Source organism: Actinacidiphila yeochonensis CN732, from assembly GCF_000745345.1.
Classification (GTDB): domain Bacteria; phylum Actinomycetota; class Actinomycetes; order Streptomycetales; family Streptomycetaceae; genus Actinacidiphila; species Actinacidiphila yeochonensis.
Window position 1 is genome coordinate 181273 of the sequence record NZ_JQNR01000003.1, and the last position, 15463, is coordinate 196735.

The 15463-nt window shown below is 72.7% G+C and carries 10 protein-coding genes and 1 pseudogene; 1 reads left to right on the top strand and 10 read right to left on the bottom strand.

The window, feature by feature from the left end:
• Positions 1–59 precede the first annotated feature (59 nt).
• From BS72_RS39725 to BS72_RS37020, 6 genes and pseudogenes are all read right to left on the bottom strand, one after another.
• A complete protein-coding gene (locus BS72_RS39725) occupies positions 60–992 on the bottom strand; it encodes a beta-galactosidase (protein ID WP_407638935.1) in 933 nt (310 codons plus the stop codon).
• Positions 966–2158 (bottom strand): annotated as a pseudogene (locus BS72_RS39730) (beta-galactosidase); the annotation flags it as partial. The pseudogene BS72_RS39730 and the gene BS72_RS39725, both read right to left, overlap by 27 nt.
• A 242-nt stretch (positions 2159–2400) precedes the next feature.
• On the bottom strand, positions 2401–3414 hold the full coding sequence (locus tag BS72_RS02500) for a LacI family DNA-binding transcriptional regulator (protein WP_037906026.1): 1014 nt from the start codon (positions 3412–3414) through the stop codon (positions 2401–2403).
• A 109-nt stretch (positions 3415–3523) separates the two neighbouring features.
• The gene (locus tag BS72_RS02505) at positions 3524–4465 is read right to left on the bottom strand and encodes a carbohydrate ABC transporter permease (RefSeq protein WP_037906028.1); all 942 of its coding nucleotides are present in this window, start codon (positions 4463–4465) and stop codon (positions 3524–3526) included.
• Complete coding sequence (locus BS72_RS37015; RefSeq protein ID WP_037906030.1) at positions 4462–5481, bottom strand: ABC transporter permease; 1020 nt, start codon at positions 5479–5481, stop codon at positions 4462–4464. Before BS72_RS37015 ends, BS72_RS02505 begins: the two co-directional genes overlap by 4 nt.
• 80 nt (positions 5482–5561) lie before the next feature.
• Complete coding sequence (locus BS72_RS37020; protein WP_051950570.1) at positions 5562–7247, bottom strand: type 2 periplasmic-binding domain-containing protein; 1686 nt, start codon at positions 7245–7247, stop codon at positions 5562–5564.
• 448 nt (positions 7248–7695) lie between these two features.
• Between BS72_RS37020 and BS72_RS02520 the strand changes: the two genes are divergently transcribed.
• A complete protein-coding gene (locus BS72_RS02520; protein ID WP_232792189.1) occupies positions 7696–10620 on the top strand; it encodes a glycoside hydrolase family 3 protein in 2925 nt (974 codons plus the stop codon).
• Positions 10621–10767: 147 nt separating this feature from the next.
• Here BS72_RS02520 and BS72_RS02525 read toward each other — a convergent pair whose 3' ends face one another.
• Genes BS72_RS02525 through BS72_RS02540 form a run of 4 tightly spaced genes read right to left on the bottom strand, consistent with a single transcriptional unit; the run spans position 10768 to position 15387 of the window.
• A complete protein-coding gene (locus BS72_RS02525) occupies positions 10768–11484 on the bottom strand; it encodes an ABC transporter ATP-binding protein (protein ID WP_037906036.1) in 717 nt (238 codons plus the stop codon).
• A complete protein-coding gene (locus tag BS72_RS02530; protein ID WP_037906038.1) occupies positions 11481–12527 on the bottom strand; it encodes an ABC transporter ATP-binding protein in 1047 nt (348 codons plus the stop codon). The genes BS72_RS02525 and BS72_RS02530 overlap by 4 nt, the downstream gene beginning before the upstream one ends.
• 8 nt (positions 12528–12535) lie before the next feature.
• Positions 12536–14452, bottom strand: coding sequence for a branched-chain amino acid ABC transporter permease (locus BS72_RS33550; RefSeq protein WP_051950571.1), 1917 nt, complete (start codon positions 14450–14452; stop codon positions 12536–12538).
• A 5-nt stretch (positions 14453–14457) separates the two neighbouring features.
• Positions 14458–15387 (bottom strand): branched-chain amino acid ABC transporter permease, encoded by a 930-nt coding sequence (locus tag BS72_RS02540; protein WP_037906040.1) that lies wholly within the window; start codon positions 15385–15387, stop codon positions 14458–14460.
• Positions 15388–15463: the final 76 nt, after the last annotated feature.

Sequence of the window (15463 nt, forward strand, 5' to 3'; positions counted from 1 at the left end):
GTGCGGCGGTGGGCGGGGCGCGGGTGGGGCGCTGGGTGCGGGTGGGAGGTGGGGTGCGGTCAGGGCTCGCGCAGGACGGCCGCGCCGCCGGGGGGCAGGCGCAGTCCGGCGGGGGCGGTGGGGGTGTCGGTGAGCAGGTCGTGGCCGGTGGCGGTGGTGGGGATCTCGTGTGGGGTGTGGTTGAGGAGGAACAGCCAGCTGCGGCCGTCGGGGGCGTGTCGGCGGACGGCTTCGACGCCGGGTGGCAGGCCGGGTTGTTCGGGGGTGGTGCCGGATTCGGCGAGCAGCCGGGTGGTGAGGGCGGCGTATCCGGTGTCGTCGAGGCGGGTGGAGAGGTACCAGGCGGTGCCGCGGCCGTGGCGGTTGCGGGTGAGGGCGGGTTGGCCGGCGGGCGTGCCGTCGGTGTAGGTGGCGATCGGTTCGGCGCCCTGGCTGGTCAGGCTCTCGCTCCAGCGGGTGCCGTGGGTGCCGTCGGAGAGGGGTGCGGTCTGTGCGGGGGTGAGCGGCCGGTGTTCCTCGACGCGGATGCCGAGGGCGGTGCGCAGCGGGGTGGCGGGGTAGCCGCCGAGGCGGGCGTGGTGGCGTTCGTCGATGACGCCGGCGAAGTGCTGGACGAGGAGGGTGCCGCCGTTCTCGACGTAGCCGCGGAGGTTCTCGGCGTCGGCGTCGGACAGCAGGGGCAGGGCGGGGGCGAGGACGAGCCGGTAGCGGCTGAGGTCCTGGCCGGGGTGGGCGAGGTCGGCGGTGGTGCCGGCGTCCCACAGGGCGCGGTGGGCGCGGCGGAGGGTGCCGGGGTAGTCGAGGTCGGTGGCGGGCAGGCCCTGGTTGTCCAGGGCCCACCAGCAGTCGGGGTCGTGCAGGACGGCGGCCTGGGCGTGGACGGTGGAGCCGGCGAGTTCGGCGAGGCGGGCGACGGCGTGGCCGGTGGCGGTGGCTTCGCGGAAGATCCGGGAGTCGGGTCCGGCGTGCGGGACGATCGCGGAGTGCCACATCTCGGCGCCGGCGCGGGACTGGCGCCATTGGAAGAAGAGGGCGCCTTCGGAGCCGCGGGCGATGTGGCCGAGGGTGTGGCGGAGCATGTCGCCGGGGTTCTTGGCCAGGGTGCGGCCGGCGCTGTACACGGTGCTGGTGCCCTGTTCGATGAGGAGCCAGGGGCGGCCGCCGCCGAGGGAGCGGGCGCGGTCGGCGCCATAGGCGGTGTCGGCGGCGGCGTCGAGGCCGGGGGCGGCCGGGTAGTGGTCGATACCGACGAGGTCGACTTCGCGGCCGAAGGCCCACAGGTCGAGGACCTGGTAGTCGGGGAGCATGAGGTTGGTGGTGACGGGGCGGTCGCTGCGGGCGCGGATGGAGTCGCGTTGTTCGCGGTAGGCGGCGAGGGCCTCGTCGGACCAGAAGCGGCGGTAGTCGAGGGTGTGGGCGGGGTTGTGGTGCCATTGGGTGGCGCGGGGCGGTTGGATCTGGTCCCAGGTGGTGTAGTGCTGGCTCCAGAAGGCGGTGCCCCAGGCGTCGTTGAGGGCGTCGAGGGTGGTGTGGCGGGTGCGCAGCCAGGTGCGGAAGGCGGTGGCGGCGTGGTCGCAGTGGCAGACGGTGGCGTATTCGTTGTGGACGTGCCAGAGGGCGACGGCGGGGTGGTCGCCGTAGCGGTCGGCGAGGGCGGTGGCGATGCGGGTGGCGGCCTGGCGGTAGGCGGGTGCGGCCAGGCAGTAGGTGTCGCGGCTGCCGTGGGTGAGGCGGGTGCCGTCGGGGGTGACGGGCATGGCGTCGGGGTGGGCGAGGGTGAACCAGGGGGTGGTGAGGCGGTGGGGGTGGCGAGGTCGACGGCGGTGCCGGCGGCGTGCAGCCGGTCGAGGTGCTGGTCGAGCCAGGTGAAGTCGTAGCGGCCTTCCTCTGGTTCGAGCAGGGCCCAGGAGAAGACGCCGAGGGTGGCGAGGTTGACGCGAGCGTGCCGCATGAGCTGTTCGTCCTCGTCCCAGACGGGCGGGGGCCACTGCTCGGGGTTGTAGTCGCCGCCGTAGGCGAGGCCGCCGAGGCGGTGGGTGAGCCGGGTCGCGGCGGGGTGCGGTCCGGGGTCGGGTGCGCCGGGCGAGGGCGGCCGGGGGGCTGGTGGGGCTGAGGAGCCGGTGCCGGCGGGGGTGCTGGGGGTGCCGTGCTGCGGCATGGTGGTGTCCTCGGACGGTCGGGGCGGGTGTCGGGCGGTAGCGGGCCGGGGTCGGCGGCGGGTGCGAAGCTGCGGCCGGCGGGTACGGCGGGGCGGCCGCCGGTGGGGGGAGGGCGAGCGGCCGCCGCCGACGGGGCGGGGAGCCGTCGCGGGGGCAGGCCGACGGGCCGTGGCCGGGCCCGTGGCCGGTGGCCGGTAGCCGGTAGCCGGTAGCCGGTAGCCGGTAGCCGGTAGCCGGGGGCTCAACGCGGCAGCGGCGCGGGTCCGGTGCTCTCGCGGGCGGTGAGTACGGGGTCGAGCAGGAGGACCCCGTCGGTGGTGTCGCCCTTGATCCGGCGCATCATCAGCTCGACGGCGAGGGTGCCGAGTTCGCCGGCCGGGCCGCTGACGCCGGTGAGCCGGGGCGAGTACTCCTCGGCGAGGGCGGGCGGGCACAGGGCGATGACGGAGGCGTCCTCGGGGACGGTGCGGCCGGTGCTGCGCAGCACGCTGAGCAGGTGGCCGAGGGCGCCCTCGTTCTGGACGACGAATCCGGTGGTCTCGGGCCGGTCGGCGAAGACGCGGGCGACGGCGCCGGCGGTGCCCTCGTACGTGCCGTCGCAGGGGCGGTGCAGGAAGCGCAGGTCCCGCGCGGCGGCGCGGTCGCGGAAGCCGGCGAGGGCGCGTTCGGCGTATCCGGGGTGGCGCCGGTAGACCTGGGAGCTGTAGCCGATGAAGGCGACGTCGCGGTGGCCGAGGTCGGCGAGGTGGTCGGCGCACAGCGCGCCGGCGGCGGCGAAGTCGTGGTCGACGCAGGCGAGTCCGGCGGGGTCGTCGGGGACCCCGATGAGGGCGGCGTGGACGCCGGTGGCGCGCAGGACGGGGACGCGGTCGTCGTCGAGGGTGACGTCCATGAGGATGACGCCGTCGGCCAGGCCGCTGGCGGCGACGCGGCGGACCCCGTCGGGGCCCTCGTCGTTGGTGATGAGCAGGACGTCGTAGCCGTGCTGGCGGGCGGCCATGGTGACGGCGATGGCGATCTCCATCATGATCGGCACGTAGACGTCGGTGTGCAGGGGGACGACGAGGGCCACGATGTAGCTGCGTTTGCCGGCCAGCGCGCGGGCTCCGGCGTTGGGGTGGTAGCCGAGGTCGCGGATGGCCGCTTCGACGCGGGTCCGGGTCGCGGCGGAGATGGAGCGCTTGCCGCTGATGACGTAGCTGACGGTGCTCGACGAGACGCCCGCGCGCTTGGCCACTTCCGCTATGGTCGCCATGGGTGTTGCCCTGCCCCTCGTCTGTCGTGTGCTGGTGCTGGTGGGTCCGGGTGTGCGCGGGCACCGGGCGGTGGTGCCCGGCGGGGGTGGTGCCCCCGCCGGCGCGTGCTCAACCCTTGATGGCGCCGGTGAGCACGCCGGTTCTGAAGTGCTTCTGCATGAACGGGTAGGCGAGCAGCAGCGGTACGAGGGTGAGGACGACGACGGCCATCTGCAGGGCCAGTGGCGCTGTCTCCGCGTGGGCGCTGCCGAATCCGCTGTTGAGCGAGCCGGGCAGGCCGTTGCCGCGGTTGACGTAGGTCAGCAGCACGTACTGCAGGGGCCACTTCTGGCTGTCGGTGGGCATGTACAGCATCACGTTGAAGAACGCGTTCCAGTAGCTGACCGCGTAGAAGAGGGTGATGACGGCGGTGACGGCGCGGGAGGTGGGCAGCACCACGGACCACAGGGTGCGCCAGTCGCCGGCGCCGTCGATGCGGGCGGCGTCGATGAGGTCGGCGGCGGTGCTGGAGTAGAAGGCGCGCAGCACCAGGATGTTGAAGACCGACACGGCGCTGGGCAGGATCAGCGCCCAGTACCTGCCGTAGCCGCCGAGGCCGGTGACCACCAGGAAGGTGGGGATGAGGCCGCCGCTGACGAACATGGTGACGACCAGCAGGGTGAGGATGAGCCGGTGGCCGAGGGAACGCGACCGGGACAGGCCGTAGGCGCACAGGATCGATACTGCCATGGACACCGCGGTGCCGACCACGGTGATCCCGAGGCTGACCAGCAGTGAGGTGCGGACGGTGGGGTCGCCGAGCATCTCGCGGTAGGCGGCGGTGGTCAGGCCGTCGGGCCAGATCACCATGCCGCCGGCCCGGTTGGTGGCGGCCTGGGTGGAGAAGCTGGTGACGACGATGATCCACAGCGGCACCACGACGGCGGCGACGACGAGGGTGAGGACGGCGCCCTTGCCGGTCTGTCCGAGGACGGTGGGCTGTTCGGCCCACACCGGGCGGTTGGGGTTGCGGCGGCGGCGCCGTGGCAGCGGGACGGTGGTGGTGGTCATCGGCGGTACAGCCCGTCCTCCCCGAAGGCGTGCGCGAGTTTGTTGGCGCCCCAGATGAGCAGCAGGGAGATGACGCTCTTGAAGAGGCCGGCCGCTGCTCCGTAGCCGTAGTTGTCGGTGGCGATGCCGTAGTAGAAGGAAAAGGTGTCGAGGACGTCGGCGGCGTTGTGGCCGACGGCGACACGTTGGACGAGGAACTGCTCGAAGCCGACGGACAGCGCGTTGCCCAGCCGCAGGACGAGCATGAGGACGACCACGCCGCGCATGCCGGGCAGGGTGATGTGCCACATGCGGCGCCAGGGGCCGGAGCCGTCGACGGCGGCGGCCTCGTAGAGGGCGGGGTCGATGGCGGCCAGCGCGGCGAGGAAGACGATGATGCCCCAGCCGGCCTCCTTCCACACGGCCTGGCCGGTGACCAGCAGTGCGAAGGTGTGCGGGTTGGTCATGATGTCCCAGGTGCCGACGGAGTGGCTGCGCAGGGCCTGGTTGAGGACGCCTGCGCCGCCCAGCATCTGCTGGAAGATCGTGATGGTCAGCACCCACGAGAAGAAGTGCGGCAGGTAGACGATCGACTGGATGAGGTTGCGCAGCCGTTCGCTGAGCACGCTGTTGAGGAGTACGGCCAGCGCGATCGGGACCGGGAAGAAGAGGATCAGCTGCACGAAGCTGAGGACGAGCGTGTTCTTCAACGCGCCCCAGAACAGGGGGTCGTGGAAGAGCGCGGTGAACTGGGCCAGGCCGGCCCACTGGCTGTTGCGGATGCCGTCCAGCGGGTCGTAGTACTGGAAGGCGGTGACCAGGCCGACCAGGGGCGCGTAGTTGAAGACGAGGAGCAGCGCGACGGCCGGCAGCGTCATCAGAATGAGGGTCTTGTCGCGGCGCAGTCTGGTGCGCCAGTCGAGGGTGGGGTGCCCCTGCTCCCTGTTCTTCCTCCGCCGGGCGCGCGGGGTGCGGCGGTCCTCGGCGGCGGGGGCCGCGGGGGTGTCGGACGTGTGGGTGGGTGCTGCGCCGGCCACGGCTCCTCCTTGCTGTCGGCGCTGGTCGGGGCCGCCCCGGGGCCGGGCGGGGGTGCCGCCCGGGCCCTCGGGTGCCGGGTTCACTGCCCGGTGCCGTACTTGTGCAGGACGTTCTCGGTCATCCACTGCTTGAGGCGGTTGCCGCTGCTGCTCTTCCAGGAGGCGATGGCGGCCTGGACGTCGGAGACCTTCTGCTTGCCGTGGTAGCAGTCCTTGATGGTGTCCTCGACCTGCTGGGCGGCGTCGGCGGTGGCCAGTGACGTCGGCAGGGAGATGTTCATGTTCCAGAACACCGGCTTGTACAGGTACTTGACGTTGGCGGCCTGCCAGGCGGAGTAGTCCTTGGTGACCTGGTCGGCGCCGGGGTTGCTGATCACGGTGGCCGGCGAGGCGAGGAAGGGGTAGGTCTGTGCCTGGACGAACTTCTGGCCGTCGCTGGTGAAGGTGGGGACACCGTTCTTCATGGTGTGGTGGACGCCTTCGACGCCGAAGTTGACCAACGTGTACTCGGCCGAACCGTAGGGCGCCGCCAGGTAGTTGGCGACGGCGAGCAGCTCCTCGATCTGGGCCGGCTTGAGCTTGGTGTTGAGGTAGCTCATGGTGCTGGTGGAGTTGCCGAGGAAGACGCTGGGGGTGGCCTTGCCGTCGGCGGCGAAGATGTCGAACGACTCCCGCCGGTAGCTCTTGTCGGCCGCGGCGCCGGACTGCTGGTCGGCGAGGTTCCAGGTGCCGGTGCCGCCGCCGGCGATGAGGGTCTTGCCGCCGTAGAAGCGGGTCAGGCCGCCGGCGTCCTGCCCGGCGAGCGCGTCGGGGTGCATGTAGCCGGACTTGGCGAGCTTGTAGTGCCAGTCGAGGGCGTCGAGGAGTTCGGGCGTCTCGTACTTGTGGACGAGCTTGCCGTCGACGACCTTCCACTTGTTGGGGACGTCCCAGAAGGGGTAGAGGTACGTCCACACGTCGTCGAAGGCCCACACGCCGCGCTTGGCGTCGGTGAGCTCCTTGCCCAGGGCGAACAGGTCCGCGACGGAGGTGACCTGGTCCTTGGTGATGCCCTTGGCGTCGAGGACGTCGCCTCGGTAGAAGGTGGTGCCGGCGACGATGAAGCCGCTGACGAACGAGGGGATGCCGTAGATCTTGTTGTCCCAGGCGCCGGCCTGCCAGCCGCCGCTGGGGATGGCGGCGAGGTTGGGGTACTGCTTGATCTTGTCGCCGGCCAGGTAGGGGGTGAGGTCGGCGAGCTGGGTGCCGGCCAGGCGGCCCACGTTGAAGTTGGAGTTCCACCAGGTGGGCAGCTGTATCCAGTCGGGCAGCTTCCGGGCCGCGGTCATCGTGGGCACGATGGTGGCGTAGTTGTTGCCGTCGGCGGGCTTCATCGTCAGCTTGACGCCGAGGGCCTTGGTCATGGCCTGGTAGAAGGAGTTGCCGGCGGTGGGCACGGTGCCCCACAGGGGGGTGACCGCGCTGTAGGTGCCGCCCTTGCCGGGGACGCCGTCGACGGTCCTGGCGCCGCCGGCCGGGTAGGTGAGGAACCCGGGGTCGGTGAGGATGTCGGCGGCGCCGTTCACGGACGGGATGTCCGGCTTCACCGAGGAGCTGGGCAGGTAGTCGGGCAGTGCGGCCTTCAGGCCCTTCTTGGTGCTGGCGCCACCGCCGTTGCCCGGCCCGCTGCCGCCGCCGCACGCGGCCAGCAGCGGGCCCGTGGCGACGGTGCCGGCTACGGCCGCGGCCGTGCCGAGGAGGGTTCTGCGGTTGATCTCGATGCTCATGGTGGGCGGCCCCTTCGCCGTCGGGATGCGGGAGTTGGGCGTCGTCACCGCGCTGCCCGGGGCCCCGGGGCGGTGATGTGGGGGGAAGCAGGGAACGCTGGGAGACGCGTTCCGTCATGTCGAAGCGCTTCGAAGATGCGGCGAGATTAACGGCGTGTTGCCGATCCGACAAGAGGTTGAAACGCAACACTTCAAACCGCTTGGCGCCGCCGCGCGGGCGGCCCTGCCGCTGCTGGTCGGGCTCCTGAATCCGGTGTGCGCACGGCTGTTGACAGGGCTTCGGGCGCGTGTCACTTTCGAAGCGCTTCACCATCCGGCCGTGCCAGGCCCGTTGGGCAGGCTCCGCTGTTCCGCGCCGCTCCTGCCGCTGCTCCGCTCCGCCTGCCGGCCCCCGTTCTCCGCGCTCTCCTCCGTCCCTTCTCCCTGCCACCTCCAAGGGGTCTGCCACGTGAGCTCCACGCCTGTGCCCGCCGAACTTCCCGTGGACCGGCTGCCGTTCCGCGATCCGGCGCTGCCGTTGCGCGAGCGCGTCGAGGATCTGCTGCGGCGGCTCACCCTCGACGAGCGCGTCGCGATGCTGCACCAGTACGCGCCGGGGGTGCCGCGGCTGGGCCTCGGCCCGTTCCGGACCGGCACCGAGGCGCTGCACGGCGTGGGCTGGCTGGGTACCGCGACGGTGTTCCCGCAGGCCGTGGGGTTGGGCGCGACCTGGGACGAGGAGCTGCTGCACGAGGTGGCGACCGCCACCGCGACCGAGCAGCGGGCCTTCCACCACCACCACGCGACGCCGCCGGGCACCGCGCCGATCAGCCTCCAGGCGTGGGCGCCGGTGCTGAACCTGCTGCGCGACCCGCGCTGGGGCCGCAACGAGGAGGGCTACTCCGAGGACCCGCTGCTGTCGGGCCGGCTCGGCGACGCGTTCTGCCGCGGCATGGCGGGCGACCACCCGGTGTACCTGCGCACGGCTCCGCTGCTGAAGCACTTCCTGGCCTACAACAACGAGGACGACCGCTGCACCACCTCTTCGGGGGTCCGTCCCCGGGTGCTGCACGAGTACGACCTGGCGCCGTTCCGGCCGCCGCTGGCCTCCGGGTCGGCGACCGGTGTGATGGCCGGGTACAACCTGGTCAACGGCCGCCCCTGCCACGTCAGTCCGCTGATCGAGGCGCAGGTGCGGCAATGGGCGCGGCCGACCGGGCACGAGCTGTTCGTGGTCAGCGACGCGGAGGCGCCGTCCAACCTGGTCGACCCGCAGGGGTACTTCGACGACCACGCCGTCTCGCACGCGGCGGCGCTGCGGGCCGGTATCGACAGCTTCACCGACCACGGCGAGGACAGTTCGGTGACGGTGGCGCGGATCACCGACGCGCTGGCCCGCGGGCTGCTGGACGAGACGGACGTGGACCGGGCCGTCGCCCGCCAGCTCGAACTGCGCTTCCGGCTCGGCGAGTTCGACCCGGATCTGGACCCGTGGGCGTCGGTGGGCTGGGAGGTCGTGGACTGCGCCGAGCACCGCGCGCTGGCCCGGCGGGCCGCGACGGCGCAGGTGGTGCTGCTGGGGAACGACGGGATGCTGCCGCTGGACGGGGCGCGGACCCGGCGGATCGCGGTGGTCGGGCCGCTGGCCGACAGCCTCTTCGAGGACTGGTACAGCGGTTCGCTGCCCTACCGCTCCACGGTGGCCGCGGGCCTGCGCGAGGCGCTGGCGGCCTTCGGCGGCGAGGTCGTCACCGCGGAGGGCGTCGACCGGGTCGAGCTGCGGGCCGTGTCCACCGGCGGCCTGCTCACCGTGCCGGACGGCGCGGCCGGCGGGCCGCTCACGGCCGCGGCGGCGGGGTCGGCGGCGGACGAGGACGCCTCCGCCTTCGACGTCTTCGACTGGGGCGGCGGGGTGCTGACCCTGCGCGCCGCCGCGAACGGCCGCTACGTCAGCCTCAAGGACGGGGACGCCTCACTCGCCGCCGACCAGGCGCAGCCCGGCGGCTGGGAGGTCCACGAGACGTTCCGGCTGGAGCCGGCGGCGGACGGGGCGCTGCTGCTGCGCTCCGTCCTGACCGGCCGGTACGCGGCCGTGGACGCCGCCGCCGGCCTGGTGCGGCTGACCGCCGAAGCCCCCGAGGACGCCGAGCGGTGGCAGCGGCGGGTGGTGCGCGACGGCACCGCGGCGGCGGTGGCCGCCGCGTCCGGCGCCGACGCGGCCGTGGTCGTCCTCGGCAACGACCCGCACATCAACGGCCGCGAGACGCAGGACCGCGAGGCCGTCACGCTGCCCGCCGCCCAGGAGGACCTGCTGCGGGCCGTCGCCGCGGCCCGGCCGCGCACCGCGCTGGTGGTGATGAGCAGCTACCCGTACGCGGTGGACTGGGCGGAGGCGAACCTGCCCGCGGTGGTGTGGACCTCGCACGCCGGCCAGGAGACGGGCAACGCGCTGGCCTCGGTGCTGCTCGGCGCGGCCGAGCCCGGCGGCCGGCTGGCCCAGACCTGGTACCGGGCCGCCGACGAGCTGCCCGATCCGCTGGACTACGACATCATCTCCGCCGGCTGGACCTATCAGTACCACCGGGCGGCGCCGCTCTACGCCTTCGGGCACGGTCTGTCGTACACGGAGTTCGCCCACACCGGGCTGCGGCTGTCGCGGTCGCGGATCGGGCCGGACGGCACGGTGGAGGCCGTGGTGACGGTGGCCAACACCGGGTCGCGGGCCGGCACCGAGGTGGTGCAGCTCTACACCCGCGCGTTGGACGCCCGCTACGACGCGCCGCTGCTGAGGCTGGCCGGCTTCGCGAGGGTGGCGCTGGAGCCCGGTCAGGAGCGGGAGGTGCGTTTCACCGTGCCGGCGGAGAGGCTGGCCCACTGGGACGTCGGGACGGGGGCGTTCGCCGTCGACCCGGGCGGCTACGAGGTGCTGGCCGGCCCGAGTTCGGCGCGCACCCCGCTCGTGGCGCGGCTGGAGGTCACCGGGGCGGCGCCGGGGCCGCGCGCGGTCGTGGGGCGGGTCACGGCGGCAGTGGACTTCGACGCCTGCGCGGGCGTCGACGTGGTGGACGCCGATCCGGCCGGCGGTGACGCGGTCGAGGTCCGGGGCGGGGCGGCGTCGCTGGTCTTCCGCCGGGCGGACCTGGACGGCGCGGTGGCGATCGCCGCGTCGGTGTCGCGCACCGAACCGGGCGGGGCGCGGCTCGCGGTGTGGGCCGGCGCGCCCGGCGACGGCATCCTGCTGGCCCGGCTGGACGTGCCGTCGACGGGCCACCGCTACGCCTGGTCGGAGGTGACGGCGCCGCTGGCCGGGGTGCCGGCCGGAGTGCACGACCTGCACCTGGTCCTCGACGGGGCGCAGCGGCTCGCCTCGTTCACGGTTCTCCGGCGGCCCTGACACCGCCGGGGTGCGCCGCCCCGTACTCCGGGGCGGCGCGCGAAGGGCCGGGCCCGCGCCCCCTGGAGGGCGCGGGCCCGGCCCTTCTCCGCGACGGTGTGGAGCCCGGCCCCGCCGGTTCGGGCTCCTGTCGCCGCTTCCCGGTCCTCAGTCCTCGCCGAGGTAGGTCTTGCGGACACCTTCGTCGTGCAGGAGGTCCTGGCCGGTCCCGGAGAGCCTGATGGTGCCGATCTCCATGACGTGGGCCTGGTCGGCGAGGGAGAGCGCGGCCTGCGCGTTCTGCTCGACCAGCAGGATGGTGGTGCCCTGCTCCTTCAGCTCGCTGATGGTCTCCATGATCTTCCGCATCATGATCGGTGACAGGCCCATGGAGGGCTCGTCGAGCATCAGCAGCTTGGGCTGCGACATCAGCGCGCGGCCCATGGCGAGCATCTGCTGCTCACCGCCGGACAGCGTGCCCGCGGCCTGCCTGCGCCGCTCCCCCAGGATCGGGAAGAGGTCGTAGGCCCGCTGGATGTCCTTGGCGATGCCCGCGGCGTCCTTGCGCAGGTAGGCCCCCAGTTGGAGGTTCTGCTCGATGGTGAGCCGGGGGAAGATGTGCCGCCCCTCCGGGGAGTGCGCCAGGCCCAGCGACACGATCCTGTGCGCCGGGACCCGGGTGAGCGGTTTGCCGTCGAAGACGATCCGGCCGCCCACCGGCCGCAGCAGCCCGGACAGGGTGCGCAGGGTGGTGGTCTTGCCGGCGCCGTTGGTGCCGACCAGGGTGACGATCTGGCCCGCCTCCACGGTGAACGAGATGCCCTTGACGGCCTCGATCTTGCCGTAGGCGACCCGGAGGTCCTCGACTTCGAGCAGTGCGGTCATCGGTCGTTCTCCTGCCCGCGGGCGCTGTCGGTGCCGTCGGTGCCGGTGGTGTCCGTGGCGCCGTCGGTGGTGCTCCCGGCGGGCCCGCCCGCGGACTCGGCGTCGGCGTCGGCGTCGGACTCGGGCGCGGCGTCGGTTTCGGGCTCGGGAGTGCGCTCGGGCTCGGCGTCGGGCTCGGAAGTGGGCTCGGGGGTGGGCGCCGTCGCGGGGGGCTCTCCCCCGGCCGGGCCCGCCTCGACGGGTTCGCCGAGGTAGGCGGCGATGACGCGGTCGTCCCCCCGCACCACCTCCGAGGTCCCCTCGACGAGCTTCTGGCCCTGCACCAGGACGGCCACCCGGTCGGACAGGTTGAAGATGAAGCGCATGTCGTGCTCGATGACGAGGACGGCTATGCCCTGGTCGCGGATGGCGAAGACCAGTTCCTCGGTGGCCCGGGTCTCCTGCGGGTTCATGCCGGCGGTCGGCTCGTCGAGCAGCAGCAGGCCGGGTTCGCTGGCCATGGCCCGGGCGATCTCCAGCTTGCGCTGCTCGCCGTAGGGCAGGTTGCGCGCCAGGTGCTCGGCCTTGCCGGCGAGGCCGGTGAACGCCAGCAGCTCCATGGCCCGTTCCCGGGAGCGGGCCTCCGCCCGGTGGTAGCGCGGGCCGCGCACCAGGGCGGAGAGCAGCCCTTCGCGGGTGCGGGTGTGCCGGCCGACGAGGACGTTCTCCAGCACCGTCATGTTGGAGAACAGCCGGATGTTCTGGAAGGTGCGGGCGATGCCGGCCTTGGTGACCAGGTGCGGCTTGGGCGGCAGCACCGTGCCGCGGTAGCTGACCGATCCCTCGGTGGGGACGTACAGCCCGGTCAGGCAGTTGAAGAAGGTGGTCTTGCCGGCGCCGTTGGGGCCGATCAGGCCGACGATCTCGCCGGTGTTGACGGTGAGGTCGACGTCGCGGACGGCGGTGAGGCCGCCGAACCGCATGACGACGCCGCGGGCCTGGAGCAGGGGCTCGCCGGCCCCGGCGGACGCGGCCGGGGCCGTGCTGGTGGTGGTCGTGGTCATGGTGTCCTTCACGCCCCTGCCTGGCCGGTGGCGGCGACGCCGTCCCCGCCTGCCGGACGTGGCGCGGGTACGGCCCCGGCAGCCGGGGCGTCGGCGGCGTCCTTGGAGTGGAACTCCAGCTGGCGGCGGCGGTTGGGGATGAGCCCCTCGGGCCGGAAGCGCATGATCAGCACCAGGGTGACGCCGAAGGCGAGGAGTTCGTAGCGCTGGAGGAAGGCGAGCTTCTCCGGCACCAGGTACAGCAGGGCGGCGCCCAGCACCGGGCCGCTGACCGTGCCCATGCCGCCCAGTACGACGGCGGCCAGCAGGAACGCGGAGTTCGGCGGCGCGGCGCCGGAGAACTGGTAGGGGCTGGGCACCACGCTGTAGGTGACGTGGGCGCTGACGGTGCCGGCCAGGCCGGCCAGGGCGGCGCCGAGGGCAAAGGCGACCAGCTTGACGCGGAAGCCGTTGATGCCCATGGCGGTGGCGGCCGTCTCGTCCTCGCGGATGGCGATCCAGGACCGGCCGATGCGGGAGTCGGCGGCCCGGGTGAAGACCGTCACCACGATGATGGTGATGACGAGCATCAGCAGGTAGTAGTTGGCGAACCGGCCCAGGGTGAAGGAGCCGACGTCGTGCGAGTCGCCGAGGTTGTAGCCGAAGATCGACAGGTCGGGGATCTGCGCGATGCCGTTGGGGCCGCCGGTGACCTTCGGGCCGGAGACACCGTCGAGGTTGTTGACGGCGATGCGGAAGATCTCACCGAAGCCGAGGGTGACGATGGCCAGGTAGTCGCCGCGCAGCCGCAGCGTGGGGGCGCCGATGAGGACGCCGAAGACCAGCGAGGCGCCCATGCCGACCAGCGCGGCGGCCCAGAACGGGAACTGGGTGCCGGACCATATGGAGTACGGCGAGCCGGACACGAGGGCGGCCGCGTAGGCGCCGACGCCGAGGAAGGCGACGTAGCCGAGGTCGAGCAGGCCGGTGAGGCCGACGACGATGTTCAGGCCGAGGGCGACGGTGCCGAAGATGAGGATGTTGACGCCCAGGTTCGCGAAGTGCTCGTTGTTCTGCGCGAAGGGGTAGGCGATGGCCGCGATGACGCCCACCGTCATCGCGAACGGCCGGTGGTCGGCCGTGAGCTGGGAGAACTGCCGGGTCAGGCCGGCCGCGGCGAACGCCCACAGGGCGAAGGCGACGAGGATGAGGTAGCCGACGAAGATCTCGGTGTAGCCGGTGGCCAGGCCGTAGGTGAGGACCTTCAGGCCGGCCGCGGCGACGACGGCGATCACCAGGTACTGCAGTGCGGCGGGCAGCCCGCGCGGGTCGGGCACCGGCAGCGCGCCGTGCCGCAGCCGGGCCTGGCGCAGCGTCCGGTAGCCGCCGCGGGCGGCGCCGTTCTCGCTGAACCGGCCGAGTTCGTAGTACTCGGCCTCGGGGTCCTCCAGCGGGTGGCGGTCCAGCGGCAGCGCGAGGGTGCCGACGAGCAGCAGCAGGGAGGCGACGGCGGCGACGAAGCCGCCCGGGTCGAGGTTGGCCAGGCCGCCGAGCTCCTTGGCGATGGCCAGCACGGTGTACCAGGTGGTGCCGAAGGTGCCGGCCGCCAGCAGCATCACGGGGTTGGCGGACCGGTTGGGCACCAGCCAGCGCAGGCCCCTGACGCCGAAGCAGCCCAGCGCGAGCAGGCCGGTGAGGAGGGCGCCGACCAGGGTGAGGACCTGGAGGCCGCCGGGGTAGCCGTAGACGGTCAGGTCGCCGGGGAAGGCGTCGGTGTACGTCCACGACATGAGGGTGGACGCGACGGTGCCGGCGACGCCGAGGAGGGTGAGCACCCGGGCGGCGAGCGGCGGCAGGGTGACGAAGGAGTCCTTGCGGGGCGCGGACGGGTCGGTGGTGCCCAGGGCGGGTCCGGCGGTCAGCGGCGTGGTGGGGATGTCGGTCATCGCTCTCACGCCCTGTCCGCGACGCGCTCGCCGAGCAGGCCCTGGGGCCGGACCAGCAGCACGACGATGAGGAGCACGAACGCCCACACGTTGGACCATCCCTGGCCGCCGAGCTGCTCCATGCCGGGGATATTGGAGATGTACGCGGACGCGCAGGATTCGGCGACGCCGAGGACGAGGCCGCCGAGCATGGCGCCGTAGATGTTGCCGATGCCGCCGAGGACGGCGGCGGTGAACGCCTTGAGGCCGGCCTGGAAGCCCATGTTGTAGCTGACCTGGCCGTACTTGAGGCCGGAGGCGACGCCGGCGACGGCGGCGAACAGGCCGCCGATGGCGAAGGCGACGACGATGATGCGGTTGGTGTCGATGCCCATCAGCTGCGCGGTGTCCGGGTCCTGCGCGGTGGCCTGCATGGCGCGGCCGGTGCGGCTGGTGCGGACGAAGAAGGCCAGGCCGACCATGCACACGACGGCGGCGACGACGAGGAAGATGTCGTTGGGCTGGATGTCGACGGAGCCGACGTGGTACGGGTGGGTGCCCAGCTGCGGGAAGTTCTTGGCGCTGTCGGCGCCCGGGTACGCCACGAAGACGATCTGCTGGAGGGTCAGCGAGATGCCGATCGCGGTGATCAGCGGGGCCAGCCGCGGGGCGTTGCGCAACGGCCGGTAGGCGAAGCGCTCGGCGCCGACGGCGATGAGGACGGAGACGAGCGCGCCGCCGACCAGCATCAGGGGCAGGCCGACCCATATGGACGTGCCGTGCGGGAGGTTGGTCCAGACGGCGAGCGCGCCGAACGCGCCGGTCATGAAGATCTCGCCATGGGCGAAGTTGATGAGCTGGACGATGCCGTACACCATCGTGTAGCCGATGGCGATGAGCCCGTACATCGAGCCGAGGAACAGCCCGTTGGCCAGCTGTTGCGGCAGGGTGTGCACCGCATGGCCTCCATGTCGCTTTGGGGAGCGGGTGTGGGCGGGTGTGGGCGGGACGGATGGGTGGTTCGGGGACCGG